Source organism: Pseudomonas flexibilis, from assembly GCF_000806415.1.
GTDB lineage: Bacteria > Pseudomonadota > Gammaproteobacteria > Pseudomonadales > Pseudomonadaceae > Serpens > Serpens flexibilis.
In genome coordinates, this window is record NZ_JTAK01000001.1 from 590605 (window position 1) to 605117 (window position 14513).

12 protein-coding genes are annotated in these 14513 nt (G+C 67.4%); 6 read left to right on the plus strand and 6 right to left on the minus strand.

Going from position 1 to position 14513, the window contains the following annotated elements; translation table 11 throughout:
* The first annotated feature begins 30 nt into the window (after positions 1 to 30).
* Positions 31 to 1485 (plus strand): DNA recombination protein RmuC, encoded by a 1455-nt coding sequence (rmuC, locus tag PT85_RS02870; RefSeq protein WP_039605865.1) that lies wholly within the window; start codon positions 31 to 33, stop codon positions 1483 to 1485.
* On the opposite strand, the gene PT85_RS02875 is transcribed toward rmuC, so the two are convergent.
* The 3 genes from PT85_RS02875 to PT85_RS02885 form a co-directional block, all read right to left on the minus strand.
* Positions 1473 to 2408, minus strand: coding sequence for an alpha/beta fold hydrolase (locus PT85_RS02875; RefSeq protein ID WP_052237587.1), 936 nt, complete (start codon positions 2406 to 2408; stop codon positions 1473 to 1475). The genes rmuC and PT85_RS02875 overlap by 13 nt on opposite strands.
* Positions 2409 to 2505: 97 nt before the next feature.
* Complete coding sequence (locus tag PT85_RS02880; protein WP_039605866.1) at positions 2506 to 3753, minus strand: MgtC/SapB family protein; 1248 nt, start codon at positions 3751 to 3753, stop codon at positions 2506 to 2508.
* A gap of 360 nt (positions 3754 to 4113) precedes the next feature.
* Entirely contained in the window at positions 4114 to 7587 is a 3474-nt protein-coding gene (locus tag PT85_RS02885) for a hybrid sensor histidine kinase/response regulator (protein WP_027590119.1), read from the minus strand.
* 295 nt (positions 7588 to 7882) lie between these two features.
* Here PT85_RS02885 and PT85_RS02890 point away from each other — a divergent pair, with 295 nt between their 5' ends.
* Positions 7883 to 8464, plus strand: coding sequence for a GNAT family N-acetyltransferase (locus tag PT85_RS02890; RefSeq protein ID WP_027590118.1), 582 nt, complete (start codon positions 7883 to 7885; stop codon positions 8462 to 8464).
* Here the strand turns inward: PT85_RS02890 and PT85_RS02895 are convergent.
* Together PT85_RS02895 and PT85_RS02900 are read right to left on the minus strand one after the other, a co-directional pair.
* Entirely contained in the window at positions 8442 to 9635 is a 1194-nt protein-coding gene (locus PT85_RS02895) for a benzoate/H(+) symporter BenE family transporter (RefSeq protein WP_027590117.1), read from the minus strand. The genes PT85_RS02890 and PT85_RS02895 overlap by 23 nt on opposite strands.
* A gap of 24 nt (positions 9636 to 9659) precedes the next feature.
* Entirely contained in the window at positions 9660 to 10100 is a 441-nt protein-coding gene (locus tag PT85_RS02900) for a MarR family winged helix-turn-helix transcriptional regulator (RefSeq protein WP_027590116.1), read from the minus strand.
* An 82-nt stretch (positions 10101 to 10182) separates the two neighbouring features.
* On the opposite strand from PT85_RS02900, the gene PT85_RS02905 reads away from it, so the two are divergent.
* Together PT85_RS02905 and PT85_RS02910 are read left to right on the plus strand one after the other, a co-directional pair.
* Positions 10183 to 11346, plus strand: coding sequence for an aminotransferase-like domain-containing protein (locus PT85_RS02905; RefSeq protein ID WP_027590115.1), 1164 nt, complete (start codon positions 10183 to 10185; stop codon positions 11344 to 11346).
* 21 nt (positions 11347 to 11367) lie between these two features.
* Entirely contained in the window at positions 11368 to 11973 is a 606-nt protein-coding gene (locus PT85_RS02910; RefSeq protein ID WP_039605867.1) for a glutathione S-transferase family protein, read from the plus strand.
* A gap of 27 nt (positions 11974 to 12000) precedes the next feature.
* On the opposite strand, the gene PT85_RS17450 is transcribed toward PT85_RS02910, so the two are convergent.
* Positions 12001 to 12507, minus strand: a complete 507-nt coding sequence (locus PT85_RS17450; RefSeq protein ID WP_051587389.1) for a lysozyme inhibitor LprI family protein — start codon at positions 12505 to 12507, stop codon at positions 12001 to 12003.
* Between the two features lie 227 nt (positions 12508 to 12734).
* Between PT85_RS17450 and PT85_RS02920 the strand changes: the two genes are divergently transcribed.
* Positions 12735 to 14204 (plus strand): DASS family sodium-coupled anion symporter, encoded by a 1470-nt coding sequence (locus PT85_RS02920; protein ID WP_027590113.1) that lies wholly within the window; start codon positions 12735 to 12737, stop codon positions 14202 to 14204.
* Positions 14205 to 14272: 68 nt separating this feature from the next.
* Positions 14273 to 14509 carry a hypothetical protein gene (locus tag PT85_RS02925; protein ID WP_039561554.1) on the plus strand — a complete coding sequence of 79 codons (237 nt, stop codon included), beginning with the start codon at positions 14273 to 14275 and terminating at the stop codon, positions 14507 to 14509.
* Positions 14510 to 14513: the final 4 nt, after the last annotated feature.

Consider the following 14513-nt stretch of genomic DNA (forward strand, 5'->3'; position numbering starts at 1 on the left):
CCGCCTCGTTGCTCAACCCCGGGAGTTCCCATGCCCTTGCATCCTCTGTCCCTGCTGGTCGGCCTGCTGCTTGCCGGTGTGCCGCTGCTCGGCCTGGCCTGGCACCTTCAGCGTCGCCTCGGTGAAGCGCGCAGCCAGGCGATGCTCCTGGAGGAGCGCGCCACCACCGCGCAGCTGGCCCAGGACCTGCTCAACGGCCAGCTGCGCGAATGCCGCGACGAGCTTGGCGAACTGCAGCAGCACAATGCCGCGCAGCAGGCCGAACTGGCCGCCCAGCGCCGCGAGCGGGAACTGCTGGTGCAGGAGCAGCACGCCTGGAAAGCGGAGCGCGAGCGCCAGGAGGTTACGCTGCGCCAGCTGGTGGGCGAACGGGCGGGACTCGAGGCCGAGCTGCGCGAGCAGCAGCAGGCCCACCAGCAGCGTCTCCTCGACCTGCAGGCCGCCCGCGACACCCTGAAAGCGCAGTTCGCCGAACTGGCCGGCAGCATCTTCGCCGAGCGCGAGCAGCGCTTCGCGGAGAACAGCCAGCAGCGCCTCGGCCAGCTGCTCGAGCCCCTCAAGGAGCGCATCCAGGCGTTCGAGAAGCGGGTCGAGGACAGCTACCAGCAGGAAGCCCGCGAACGGTTCTCGCTGGCCAATGAACTGCAGCGCCTGCAGCAGCTCAACCAGCGCCTGGGCGAAGAGGCCAACAACCTGACCCGCGCCCTCGAGGGCCAGAAGAACCAGGGCAGCTGGGGCGAACTGGTGCTGGAACGCGTGCTCGAGCACGCCGGCTTGGCCAAGGGCCGCGAGTACCACACCCAGGTCAGCCTGCAGAGCCCGGACGGCCAGCGCTTCCAGCCCGACGTGCTGATCCAGCTGCCGGGCGACAAGCAGGTAGTGGTAGACGCCAAGGTCAGCCTGACGGCCTACCAGGCCATGCTCGCCGCCGAGAACGACAATGTGCGCGAGCTGGCACTCAAGCGGCATGTGCAGTCCTTGCGCGGCCATCTCAAGGGCCTGTCGCTGAAGGATTACCAGCGCCTGGAGGGCCTGCACAGCCTGGATTTCGTGCTGCTGTTCGTGCCCATCGAGGCGGCCTTCGCCGCCGCGCTGCAGGCCGATCCGGGGCTGTTCCAGGAGGCCTTCGAGCAGCACATCGTGATTGTCAGCCCGACCACGCTGCTCGCCACCCTGCGGGTGATCGACAGCCTCTGGCGCCAGGAGCGGCAGAGCCAGAACGCCCGCGAGATCGCCGAGCGCGCCGGCGCGCTGTACGACAAGTTCGTCGCCTTTGTGCAGGACCTGGATGAAATCGGCACGCGCCTGCAGCAGCTCGACAAGGCCTACGCCAGTGCACGCAACAAGCTGGTGGACGGGCGCGGCAACCTGATCGGCCGGGTGGAAAACCTCAAGCTGCTCGGTGCGCGGGCCAGCAAGAGCCTGCCCAACGAGCTGCTGGAACGCGCCGCCGGTCTGCCGGCGCTGGAAGATCAGGACGACTGACCGGCCTTCTCCACGTCGGCAACGAAGTCGCGCAGGCGGTCGGCCAGCTCCCCAGGCTGGGCCAGCAACTGCCAGTGTCCTGCCGGAGTGTCGCGCCTCATCAGCCGGGGCACCCAGCGTTGCAGGCCTTCGAACAGCTGCGGGCGGACGAAGCGATCGCGCAACGGCACGATCAGTTGCACGGCCACTGGGGTGTGGCGTGCACGGGGCCTGCACAGGCGTGGCATGAAGTTGGCCCGGTACAACGCCACCCCGTGCAGGCCATCGGCACGCTGGCTGGGATTGGGCGGCACGTCGCGCAGCCCTTCCAGACGCTGCAGCAGCCAGGGCCAGGCCCGATCCAGGCCCAGCCGCCAGCACAGCTCTGGCAGCAGCGGCAGATGGAAGAAGCCGATGTACCAGGAGCTGAGCCATTGTCCGCCCACCTGCCGCCAGGCACCGGCGCGCTTCTCGGCCAGGCGTTCGCGCATCCAGTGGCCGACGTGGTCGAGGCATGGGCCGGACACGCTCGTATAGGACGCCAGCAGGGGTTGGAGACGCGGTTCGGTGACCGCTTCCCAGCACTGGATCGAGCCCCAGTCGTGACCCACCAGGTGCACCGGGCGCTCCGGACTGGTGGCGCGAATCACCGCCTCCAGATCCTTGGCCAGCCGCTCCAGGCGGTACGCCCGCAAGTGCCTCGGCTTCTGCGAAGCGCCGAAGCCTCGCACGTCGTAGGCAATGATCTGGAAGTCGTCGGCCAGTGCATCGACCAGCGGCAGCCAGATGGCGTGGTTGTCCGGATAACCGTGCACCAGCAGCAGGACAGGGCCGTCGGCACGCCCCCAGCGGTAGGTCGCCAGATGCACGCCATCACCCGTCACCACCCGGTGGCGGATTGGCTGGCGTAGTGTGGGTGCACACGGAATGTTGCCGTCTGACATGCGGATCTCCTGCCGGTTTCCACACAGTCTCGACGTCCGGCCGCCAGGTGCCCACCGATCGGAGGGTGGGAAGCAGGCAGTTCCGGCCAGGGGCGCCCTATACCAGCAGCACCACCGCACCGGCCAGCAGGCCGGCGAAGATGAAGGGCAGGGTGCGCACGGCCAAGGCGCGGCCGCCAATGGCGACGATCAGCCCGGCCTTCACCAGGCTGTTGCTCAGCGCGGCGAGGAAAATGCCCTGAACGGCGATCTGATTGCCCAGTTCGCCCTGGGCGTTGCGGGCCAGCGACAGGGTAATGGCGTCCACATCGGCCAGGCCTGACACCAGGGCCACCAGGTAGACGCCCACGTCGCCCATCAGGCGTCGTCCGGCCTCCACCAGAAACAGGATCAGCGCCAGCAGCAGGGCGAAACGCAGCGCCGGGGCCAGCTCGAAGGGGTTGCTCAGCGGCGCCTCGCTTTCCGCGGCGGCCGGCTCGTGGGGACGGAAGAACCACCAGAGCGCCCCTAGCAGATAGAAGGCACAGGCGACCAGCAGCGGGGCCATCAGGCTGGGCAGCAGGGTGCGGTTGATCACCCCCACTTCCAGCAGCACGCGGGGAAACATCAGCGCCGAGGTGGCCAGCAGGCCGGTGGCCAGCAGGTTGTGCAGGCTGGTCTTGTCACGCAGTCGTGACAGGCTGATGGTCATCGCCGTGGAGGACACCAGACTGCCGAGCAGCGCGGTGATCAGCAGGCCGTGGCGGGTGCCGACCAACCGCACCGCCACATAGGCGGCGAAGCCGATACCGGCGATCAGCACCACCATCCACCAGATGCTGTAGGGGTTGAACACCTCCCAGGGACCGTAGCCCTGGTTGGGCAGGGTCGGCAGCAGCACCAGGGAAATGAACAGCAGTTTCAGCGCGCCGCTCAGCTCCAGCGCGGAGAGCTTCTGCAACGCGGCATGCAGCTGGTCCTTGAGGCTCAGCAGCAACGCCACGATCACCGCGCAGCCGGCCGCCAGCATGCGCTGGTCGCTGAGCGCCAGGCTGCCGAGCAGGAAGGTCAGCAGCAGGGCGATCTCACTGGTCATGCCCAGGTCGCCCCGGCGCAGGTCGCCGAAGTAACTGACCAGCACCAGGGCGCCGAACACCGCCAGCACGGCGATCCAGGCGCCGACGCCGAATGGCTGGCTGAGCAGCGCGGCGAGCCCGCCCAGCAGGCCGACCAGCCCGTAGGTGCGGATGCCGGCCGCCAGTTGGCCGTCGGCCACGCCGCGGCTGCGCCAGCCGCGCTCGATGCCGATCAGCAAGCCGATGGCCAGGGCGGTGACGAGATCCAGCAGTAACGGGGGCATGTTCATGGCAGAAAGCGTATCCGGTGATCGGCGGTGCGTCGGCAGCCGCTCTGGAATGCGGGTTTAGCGGCATTCTGACCGGCGTGGTGCCGGCTGCCAAGCGGCTGGGTGAATACGCTCGCGGCTCATCGACTCGCCCTGCGCGCCGTGCCGGCGCGGTGGTGGACAAGGAAAACGTTGTCCACCCTACGGAACTGCCGCAGGCGTAGGGTGGATCGCGCTGCATCGACCCACCAACGCACCGCCGACGCGCCGTGCCGGCGCGGGCAAGGAAACGTTGTCCACCCTACGGAACTGCCGCAGACGTAGGGTGGATCGCGCTCCATCGATCCCCCAACGCACCGCAGACTCGCCGTGCCGGCGTGGTCAGCGCAGGCGCAGGTGCCGGCTGATCAGCGCGCGCAGCGCGGCGGGCTTGACCGGCTTGGTCAGGTAGTCGAGGCCGGAACCATGCACCTGGGCCACCAGTTCCGGGCGGCTGTCGGCGCTGATCACCACGCCGGGGATCGGCTCGCCGAGGCGGCTGCGCAGCCAGCTCATCAACTGGATGCCGGTGACACCGCCGTCCAGGTGGTAGTCGACCAGCACCAGCAGGGGCTTGCTGCCGTCCTTGAGCAACTGCTCGCACTCCTGGCGGTTGCGGGCCGTCCACACCTGGCAGCCCCAGCGCGACAACAGGCTGCGCATGCCGAGCAGGATGCTTTCCTCGTTGTCCACGCACAGCACCTGCGCACCGCTCAGATTGCCGGTGTCCGGCTGGAAGGCGCCGACGCGGGGTGCGGGCTCGGTCTTGCGCGCCAGCGGCACGGTGACGCTGAACACGCTGCCGCGGCCGATCCACGAGCGCACCTCGATACGGTGATCGAGCACCTTGCACAGACCGTCGGCAATGGCCAGGCCAAGGCCCAGACCCTTCTCGGCACGGGTCTGGTGGCTGTCCAGGCGCTTGAACTCCTCGAAGATCTCCTGGCGCTTGTCCTCGGGGATGCCCGGGCCGCGGTCCCACACCTCCAGGCGCACCTGATCGCCCTGGCGACGCACGCCGAGCAGCACCTCGCCCTTGGCGTAGCGAAAGGCGTTGGTGAGGAAGTTCTGCAGCACGCGGCGCAGCAGCTTGGGATCGCTGTCGATGCGCAGGCGGCTGCTGCGCATGCGCAGGTCCACGCCCTGTTCCTGGGCCAGCGCGCGGAACTCCACGCCCAGGGTGTCGAACAGGCTGCTGATCGGAAAGGTCTGGCGATCCGGGGTGATGCGCCCGCTTTCCAGGCGCGAAATGTCCAGCAGGTCGCTGATCAGGTCCTCCACCGAGCGCAGCGAGCTGTCCAGGTGCTGCACCAGTTCGCGGGCTTCGGCCGGCAGGCTCTGTCCGGAGTGGGCCAGCGACGCGGAGAACAGTCGCGCGGCGTTGAGCGGCTGCATCAGGTCATGGCTGACCGCGGCCAGGAAGCGCGACTTGGACTGGTTGGCGGTCTCCGCGTTGCGCTTGGCGGCAATCAGCGCCTCATTCAGCTCGGACAGCTCGCGGGTGCGCTCGGCCACGCGCTGTTCCAGGCCCTCGTTGGCTTCCTTGAGCGCCGCCTCGGCCTTACGGAATTCGGTGATGTCGGTGAAGCTCATGACGAAGCCACCGCCGGGCATCGGGTTGCCGATCAGCTCGATCACCCGGCCGTTGGGGAACAGCCGCTCGGAGGTGTGCGGCGTGCCCTGGCGCATCCAGTAGAGGCGCTTGATCACGTGGGTTTCCGGGTCGCCCAGGCCGCACAGGCCACGCTCGGCGTTGTAGCGGATCACATCGGCGATCGGCCGGCCGACATGGATCAGGTGCTCGGGATAACCGAACAGCTCGATGTAACGGCGGTTCCAGGCCACCAGGCGCAGCGACTGATCGACCACACTGATGCCCTGGGTGATGTTCTCGATGGCGCCCTGCAGCAGCGCGCGGTTGAACTGCAGCACCTCCGAGGCTTCGTCGACGATGCGCACCACATCCTCGACCTGCATGTCGCGGCCCTCGATGGCCGCCTTGACCACCGCGCGGGTGGAGGAGGCGCCCAGCACGCCGGCCAGCAGGCGCTCGGTGTGCGCCGTCCAGGCCTCGTCGGCGGCATCGGACGGATTGAACGCCTTGCCCTGGCGCATGGCGAAGCGCATGAAGCTCTGCTCGGCGCGCTCCACACCGACGAAGCGGGCGGCCAGGGCCAGCAGGTCGCTGACCTGCACCGCCAGCAGCGCGCGGCTGCTCGGCCGGTGCAATTCCTGGCCGATGAATCGGCTGGCCTGCCAGTACTCCAGCACCCGGGTGCGGGAGAACAGCGACACCAGGGCGAACAGCAGGAAGTTGCCGATCAGCGAGAGCACCAGGCCACGGGTCAGCGGGTCCACGTCGATCCACAGCGGGAAGTGCAGCAGTGTCTCCAGGCCGGGGAACAGCTCCAGCGACCAGCCGAGGCCGCCGGCCACCAGCGGCAGCACCAGGGTGTAGAACCAGATGATCGAGCCGGCAATCAGCCCGGCGAACACGCCGCGGCGGTTCGCCTGCTTCCACAGCAGGGCGCCGAGCATGGCGGGGGCCAGTTGCCCGATGGCGGCGAAGGACACCATGCCGATGGTGGCCAGGCTGGTATTGGCGCCCAGCAGGCGATAGCTGACATAGGCCAGCAGCAGGATGACCACGATGCTCACCCGGCGGGCGGTGAGCATCCAGCTGCGAAAGGCCTCGAACGGACGCTCCTCTTCCTTGCGGCGCAGCAGCCAGGGCAACAGCATGTCGTTGGAGATCATGGTGGACAGCGCCACGCTGGCGACGATCACCATGCCGGTGGCGGCCGAGGCACCACCGATGAACGCCAGTACGGCCAGGGTCGGGTTGTTCTGCGCCAGCGGCAGGCTGATCACGAAGGAGTCCGGCTGCATGTCGGACGGCAACAGCAGTTGCCCGGCCAGGCCGATGGGCAGCACGAACAGGGCGGCGAGAATCAGGTACAGCGGGAACACCCGGCGGGCCAGGGTCAGGTCCTGGGGCGCGTTGTTCTCCACCACCGTGACGTGGAACTGGCGGGGCAGGCAGACCACCGCCACCATCGCCAGGTAGGTCTGCACCAGCATCGCCGGCCAATTCACTTCTTCCTGCCAGAACGCTTCGAGCTCCGGCGACGCCTTGGCCTGCTCGAACAGGTCGGTGAAACCGTCGAACAGGCCGAAGGTGACGAACACCCCCACCGCCAGGAAGGCCAGCAGCTTGACCAGCGATTCGAAGGCGATGGCCAGCATCATGCCCCGGTGGTGCTCGGTGACGTCCAGGCTGCGGGTGCCGAACAGGATGGCGAACAGCGCCAGCACCAGCGAGACGAGCAGTGCGGTGTCCTGGGTGCGCAGGTCGTATTCCGCCGGGTCGGCGCCGATCAGCAGGTCGAAGCCCAGCACGATGGCCTTCAGCTGCAGGGCCAGATAGGGCAGCACGCCGACCAGGCAGATCAGCGCGATGGCGATGGCCAGGGTCTGCGACTTGCCGTAGCGGGCGGCGATGAAATCGGCGATGGAGGTGATGTTCTCCTGCTTGGAGATCATCACCATCTTCTGCACCACCCAGGGCGCGAACAGCAGCAGCAGGATCGGCCCCAGGTAGATGGGCAGGAAGGCCCACAGCTGCTCGGTGGACTGGCCCACCGCGCCGAAGAACGTCCAGCTGGTGCAGTAGACGGCCAGCGACAGGCTGTACACCCAGCCGCGCATGCGCGGCGACAGCGGCGTCTTGCGGCGATCACCGTAGAAGGCGATGGCGAACAGCAGGGCCAGGTACGCGAAGGCGATGAAGGCAATCAGCCCGGGGGACAACGACATGCAGACTCCGAAAAGCGAGGCGGGACTTCGATCGTCTGGCGGCGGCGCCCACCAGGCGACCACACCTTACAAGCCTGCCTGCGCCGAAAGAAGAAGGGATACGGAGGGGAATTCTCGCAGAAAGACCGCGAAGGGCACCGATCGTTGCGACCAAGGTCGCAGGGGGACGGACGGCACGGCGGAAATGTGACGGGCTTTGCATAATCGCTGTGTTTCTTGTGGTCGTACGCCTCGGTGGGCACGGCGGATTTACCGCTTGGCTATCGTCAAGGCCTCACATCGGAGAGTCGTGCAGATGTTCAAACCCCAGCCGGTCACCCTGCGACGCGGAGCCCTGTGCCTAGAACCCCTCGCTGAAGCGGACCTTGTGGAATTGCTGAGCCTGGCCGAAGCCAATCGGCAGTCGCTGATCTACATGAACGGCCCGCTACGCCCCGACTGGTATCGCCAGGGGCTGGCCGAGCAGCGTGAAGGGCAGGCGGTGATCTATGCCGTGCGGCAGGATCACGCCCTGGTTGGCACTACCCGTTTCTTCGACTTCATGCCCGGGCTGCCGGCGGTGGAGATCGGCGGCACCTGGCTGGCCGAGGACCGGCACGGCAGTGGCCTGAACGCGGCCATCAAGTTCCTGATGCTGCGCCAGGCCTTCGAGCAATGGGAAATGGTCCGCGTGCAGCTCAAGACCGCCGCCAGCAACCTGCGCGCCCAGCGCGCCATCGAGAAGCTCGGCGCCCGGCGCGAGGGCCAGCTGCGCAACCATCGCCGGCTGGCGGATGGCCGGCTCGACGACAGCATCCTCTACAGCATCACCGACCGCGACTGGCCGGAGATTCGCCGCACCCTGGAAACGGAGCTCAGCGCCGCCGCCCGCCCTTGAGGATCGCCAGGGTCAGCAGCCCGGCGACGATGCCCCAGAATGCCGAACCCACGGAGAACAGCGTCATGCCCGAGGCGGTGACCAGGAAGGTCACCAGCGCCGCCTCGCGCTCGCTGGGCTCGCTCATTGCCTGGGTCAGCCCGCCGATGATCGAGGCGAACAGCGCCAGGGCGGCGATGGACAGGATCAGCGCCGCCGGCAGCGCGGCGAACAGCGCCGCCAGCGTGGCGCCGAAGACCCCGGCGATGCCGTAGAAGATCCCGCACCACACGGCGGCGGTGTAGCGGCGGGCGGGGTTCTCGTGGGCTTCCGGCCCGGCGCAGATCGCCGCACTGATGGCCGCCAGATGAATGCCGTGGGAGCCGAACGGGGCGAGCAGCACCGAGGCCAGCCCGCTGACCGTCAGCAGCGGCGAGGCGGGCACGTCATAGCCGTTGGCACGCAGCACCGCCATGCCCGGCAGGTTCTGCGAGGCCATGGCGACGATGAACAGCGGAATGCCGATGCTGATGGCTGCGCCCAGGGAAAACTGCGGCGGGGTCCATTCCGGCACCGCCAGGCGCAGCTCGAAACCGGAAAAATCCAGCAACCCCAGCGCGCCGGCCAGGCCGCTGCCCACCAGCAGCGCCGCCAGGACGGCGTAGCGGGGCAGCCAGCGCTTGCCGAACAGGTAGGCCAGCAGCATGGCCAGCACCAACGCGGGCTGCTGCTCGGCCGCCACGCAGATTTCCAGTCCGATCCTGAACAGCACGCCGGCCAGCAGGGCGGCGGCGAGGGAGGCGGGGATACGGCGCATCAGGCGGTCGAAGCTGCCGGTCAGGCCGATCAGCACGATCAGCGCGGACGCCAGGATGTAGGCGCCAATCGCCTCGCCGTACGGCACGCCCGGCAGGCTGCTGATCAGCAACGCGGCCCCGGGCGTCGACCAGGCGATCATCACCGGCGCCCGGTAGCGCAGTGACAGGCCGATGCAGCACAGCGCCATGCCGATCGACAGCGCCCAGATCCACGAGGAGATCTGCCCGGCGCTCAGCCCGGCGTTCTGTCCGGCCTGGAACATCAATACCAGCGAGCTGGTGTAGCCGGTGAGCATGGCGATGAAGCCGGCCACCACGGCGGAAGGGGAGCTGTCGCGCAGGAAGTGCGCGGAGCGCAGGGAAGGCGCGTCCATGGCGAACCTCGTCGTGGAAAGGGATTAGCCCGGCAGTTTCTCGGCCAGAGCCTGATTGACGCGCAGCCAGCCGGCAACCGCCTCTTCGCCGACCTCGCCGAAGACCGCCTGCAGGGTGCGGATCTGTTCCTGGCGCAGCTTCTGCTCCAGCTTGGCGCCTTCCGGGGTCAGCGCCAGCAAGCGCTTGCGCTTGTCGTCGGCGGCCGGGGCGCTCTCCACCAGCTGCATCTCGACCAGCTGGCGCAGCGGGATGTTCAGCGCCTGCTTGGTCACGCCCAGGCGGATCAGCAGCTCGCTGACGCTCAACCCCGGCTGGTGGGAAATGAAGAACAGGATGCGGTGATGCACCCGCGACAGGCCCCGTCGCGCCAGCATTTCGTCCGGCTTGGCGGTGAAGGCCCGGTAGGCGCCGAAGAAGGCTTCCATGATCTGTCGCTGGCCGGTGCTTTTTTTTAGGTCAGTCATATTGACGTTTTCGCGAGCCGAGGCGTAATTTTCAGGTCAACAGGTTTGACCCAATTCTCTGCCTATCGCCCCGGTGACATCAATGGCTTTTTCCGAACGCATTTCTCGTCTCAAGAGCTCCCTCATCCGCGAAATCCTCGCCGCCGCACAGCGTCCGGAAGTGATGTCCTTCGCCGGTGGCCTGCCGGCCGAGCCCATGCTGCCGACTGTGGACTGGAGCGCCATGCCGGCCTCGGTGTCCCAGTACGGCATGAGCGAGGGCGAGCCGGAGCTGCGCGAGCTGATCGCCGCCGAGGCCCGCTCGCTGGGCCTGGACTGCGAGGCGTCGCAGGTGCTGGTCACCTGTGGCTCGCAGCAGGCGCTGGACCTGGTCACCAAGCTGTATGTCGACCCGGGCACCGAGATCCTCGTTGAATCGCCCACCTACCTGGCCGCGCTGCAGTCCTTCCAGCTGTTCGGCGCCCAGTGCCTGGAAGTGCCCCAGGAAGCCGACGGCCCGAACATCGCGGCCCTGCGCCAGCGCCTGGAAAACCACAAGCCGGCGTTCGCCTACCTGATCCCCACCTTCCAGAACCCCTCGGCGGTACGCTACAGCGAAGCCAAGCGCGACGCGGTGGCGGCCCTGCTGGACGAGTTCGGCGTCACCCTGGTGGAGGACGAGCCCTACCGCGAACTGGTGTTCGATGACTACAAGGCTGCACCGATCACCAGCCGCCTGAAGACAACCGGCTGGATCTACACTGGAACCGTATCCAAGACGCTGCTGCCGGGGCTGCGCGTGGGCTATCTGATCTGCAGCAAGGAGCTGTTCCCGCACCTGCTGCGTCTCAAGCAGGCTGCCGACCTCCACACCAACCGCATCGGCCAGTGGCAGGCCGCGCAGTGGCTGGGCACCGAGAAATTCCAGCGCCATCTGGCCGAGCTGCGCAGCTTCTACCGGGTGCGCCGCGATGCCATGCAGAAGGCGCTGGAAGAGCACTTCGGCGAACTGGCCGACTGGAACATGCCGCAGGGCGGTCTGTTCTTCTGGCTGAAGCTGAAGAACCCGATCGACACCCGTGCGCTGATGCACAAGGCGCTGGCCGTGGATGTGGCCTTCATGCCGGGCGAGGCCTTCTTCATCGACCCGGACAGCAATCCCGGTTACATGCGACTGAACTTCAGCCATGTGGCGCCGGAGCGCCTGGGTGAGGGCCTGCGCCGGCTGGCCGGCGTGGTTCGGGAAGCCCAGGCCGCCAACTCATAGCCGTGTGAGGAGTATTGCGAGATGTTCAGGGTTTACGGGGATCACCGCTCGGGCAACTGCTACAAGGTCAAGCTGATGCTGCACCTGCTCGACCGGCCCTACGAATGGGTGCCGGTCGATCTGACCAGCGGCGAGACCCGCTCCGAGGCCTTCCGGGCCATCAACCCCAACGGCAAGATTCCCGTGCTGCAGCTGGAGGATGGCACCAACCTGTGGGAATCCAACGCCATCCTCAACTACCTGGCCGATGGCAGCGCCTTCCTGCCCAGTGATCCGCGCCTGCGCACCCAGGTGCTGCAGTGGCAGTTCTTCGAGCAGTACAGCCACGAGCCGTACCTGTCGCGGGCCCGCTATATCAAGGTGTTCGAGGGCAACCCCGACGCTTGCCGCGAGGAGTACGAGGCCAAGTGCTACGACGGCTACCACGCCCTCGACGTGATGGAGCAGCAGCTCAAGCGCACCCCGTTCCTGGTCGGTGACGCCTGCTCCATCGCCGACGTGGCGTTGTATCCCTTCACCTCGCTGGCCGAGGAGTCGGGCTTCGACCTGAGCAACTACCCGGCCATCCGGGCCTGGCTGCAGCGGGTGGCAGCCCTGCCGGGCTACATCCCCATCACGGCGGAGTAGGCGTGCCCTTCGTGGGCCGAGACCGCTTCACGGAATCGGCAGATCCCGCGCCATCGGCGCCAGGTCGCGCAGGCATTCGCCTTGTTCGAAGATGCGGTCCTGCTCGGAGATCGCGTTGATGCATTCTCGGGCCGCCTGCACATCCTCCAGCCGCTGCTGGCCCAGGCTCAGTTCGCAATCGGTGGCGTAGGTGCTGGGCCAGCTGCCACCGGCGCCGGTCAGCGCACCGATCAACTGACACTCCCCCGCGCGATAACGCAGCCACGCCTTCTGCTGGTCGCGCAGGGCACGGGTCAGCATGCCGTCGGGCTGCGGCGTTTCGTCCGTTACCGGCGCTGCGCCCACCTGCTCGATCAACGCCTTGTGAGCCACGGCCAGTTCCTCGTCCAGTGTCCGCAATTCCTCGGCCAGCAGCACACCCGTATGCATGGCGCTGCCTTCCGGCCAGCATTCGGCGCGGTCGGTGCAGTCCTGGGCGAACCCCAGGGTGGGCAGGGCGGTGAGAAGGAGCAGAGCAGTGGCGCGGTACGGCATACGAGGCAGCATCCGGAAGGGTGGCAAAAAGCGCAGCAGAGTGTGTCGATTTGCCGAAGCCAGGGCAACAGGCGTCGAGGCGGGGCATTGCTCTGCGGCAAGGTTTGCCGACCGGTCGGTCACTAAAATGGCGCAACAACAAGCCGGGACACCCCCGGCGCCATGCCGGAACCGGTTACCGCCGGTATCCGCAGGTCGACCTGCATGCTCTCCTACAAGGACCCTCCATGACCCTCACCGAACTTCGCGCCCGGCTGCCCTGGGGCCTGCTGCTGGCCATCGCGGCCGGCGGCCTGATCGCGTTGCTGCCGCCGCTCCCCGGCCTGCCCCAGGCCGGTCAGTACATGCTGGCCATCCTCGCCTTCGCCGTCATCGTCTGGATCACCGAAACCGTGTCCTACGAAGTCAGCGCCATCATGATCATCGGCCTGATGGCCTTCCTGCTCGGCAGTGCGCCGACGGTGGCCAACCCCGAGGTGCTGATCGGCACCAAGGGCGGCCTGGCCATGGCCCTGGCCGGCTTCGCCAACTCGGCGCTTGCGCTGGTGGCCGCGGCGCTGTTCATCGCCGCGGCCATGACCCACACCGGGCTGGACAAGCGCATCGCGCTCTACACCCTGTCCAAGGTCGGCGCCAGCCCGCGCCGGGTGCTGATCGGCGCCATCCTGGTCACCATCATCCTCAGCTTCATCGTGCCCAGCGCCACCGCCCGCGTGGCCTGCGTGGTGCCGATCATGATGGGGGTGATCGCCGCCTTCGGTGTGGACAAGCGCTCCACCTTCGCCGGCGCGCTGATGATCCTGGTGGCGCAGGGCACCAGCATCTGGAACGTCGGCATCCAGACCTCGGCTGCGCAGAACCTGCTCACCACCGGCTTCATGCACAAGTTGCTCGGCGAGTCCGTCACCTGGATGGACTGGCTGATCGCCGGCATGCCGTGGAGCATCCTGATGTCGGTGGTGCTTTATGTGGTCATCGTCAAGCTGATGCCGCCGGGCGTGGGCAAGATCGAAGGCGGCAGGGACGCGGTGCGCAACTCCCTGCGCGAACTGGGCGCCATGAGCGGCGGCGAACGCAAGCTGCTGGCCATCACCCTCGGCCTGCTGGCCTTCTGGGCCACCGAAGGCAAGCTGCACAGCTTCGATACCGCTTCCGTCACCATGGTCGGCCTGGCGCTGCTGCTGATGCCCGGCCTCGGCGTGATGAGCTGGAAGGAGGCGCAGAACCGGGTGCCGTGGGGCACGGTGATCGTCTTCGGTGTCGGCATCAGCCTCGGCACCGCGCTGCTCGGCACACAGGCCGGTTCCTGGCTGGCGCGCGGGCTGGTGGACAACCTGGGCATGGAAGGCATGTCGCCGTTCTGGGTGTTCGCCGTGCTCGGCCTGTTCCTCATCCTCATCCATATCGGCTTCGCCAGCGCCACCGCGCTGACCTCGGCGATGCTGCCGATCATGATCGCCCTGCTACAGCAGCTGGGCGGCGACATCAACGCGCTGGGCATGAGCATGTTGCTCGGCTTCGTGATGAGCTTCGGCTTCCTGCTGCCGATCAATGCCCCGCAGAACATGGTCTGCATCGGCACCGAGACCTTCACCTCGCGGCAGTTCCTGCGTACCGGCGTGTGGCTGACCCTGGTCGGCTACCTGCTGATGCTGGTGATGGCGCTGACCTGGTGGAAGTGGCTGGGCTGGATGTAGAGCCACGCGGCACCCTGAACCATGAACGGAGCCTTTATGCTCCGTTCATTTTCCGCAGTCGAGGCTCCATGAAGCGTCTAGGTTCCCTCCTGGCCCTGGCTGCCAGCCTGTTGTTCAGCCTGCTGGGCATCCTCCTGGCGTACCTGAGTCACGCGCGCGCTGTACTGCCTTATAACGAGCAAGGCATCTATTTCGACGGTGCGGCAACGTTCAAGGAGCAGGCCGTCGAGGTGTACGCCCTGCTGGCTGTGCTGGCGTTTGCGCTGGCCGCCCTGTGCCTTGCCCTGTACCGACGTTTCAGGTGACGTT

What these genes read in the sequence shown, in the direction of transcription:
- PT85_RS02925 (WP_039561554.1), top strand. Translation starts at nt 14,273, where the DNA reads ATGAAGCGTCTAGGTTCCCTCCTGGCCCTGGCTGCCAGCCTGTTGTTC.
- PT85_RS02880 (WP_039605866.1), bottom strand. Translation starts at nt 3,753, where the DNA reads ATGAACATGCCCCCGTTACTGCTGGATCTCGTCACCGCCCTGGCCATC.
- PT85_RS02885 (WP_027590119.1), bottom strand. Translation starts at nt 7,587, where the DNA reads ATGTCGTTGTCCCCCGGGCTGATTGCCTTCATCGCCTTCGCGTACCTG.
- PT85_RS17450 (WP_051587389.1), bottom strand. Translation starts at nt 12,507, where the DNA reads ATGCCGTACCGCGCCACTGCTCTGCTCCTTCTCACCGCCCTGCCCACC.
- PT85_RS02875 (WP_052237587.1), bottom strand. Translation starts at nt 2,408, where the DNA reads ATGTCAGACGGCAACATTCCGTGTGCACCCACACTACGCCAGCCAATC.
- PT85_RS02890 (WP_027590118.1), top strand. Translation starts at nt 7,883, where the DNA reads ATGTTCAAACCCCAGCCGGTCACCCTGCGACGCGGAGCCCTGTGCCTA.
- PT85_RS02920 (WP_027590113.1), top strand. Translation starts at nt 12,735, where the DNA reads ATGACCCTCACCGAACTTCGCGCCCGGCTGCCCTGGGGCCTGCTGCTG.
- PT85_RS02905 (WP_027590115.1), top strand. Translation starts at nt 10,183, where the DNA reads ATGGCTTTTTCCGAACGCATTTCTCGTCTCAAGAGCTCCCTCATCCGC.
- PT85_RS02910 (WP_039605867.1), top strand. Translation starts at nt 11,368, where the DNA reads ATGTTCAGGGTTTACGGGGATCACCGCTCGGGCAACTGCTACAAGGTC.
- PT85_RS02895 (WP_027590117.1), bottom strand. Translation starts at nt 9,635, where the DNA reads ATGGACGCGCCTTCCCTGCGCTCCGCGCACTTCCTGCGCGACAGCTCC.
- rmuC (WP_039605865.1), top strand. Translation starts at nt 31, where the DNA reads ATGCCCTTGCATCCTCTGTCCCTGCTGGTCGGCCTGCTGCTTGCCGGT.
- PT85_RS02900 (WP_027590116.1), bottom strand. Translation starts at nt 10,100, where the DNA reads ATGACTGACCTAAAAAAAAGCACCGGCCAGCGACAGATCATGGAAGCC.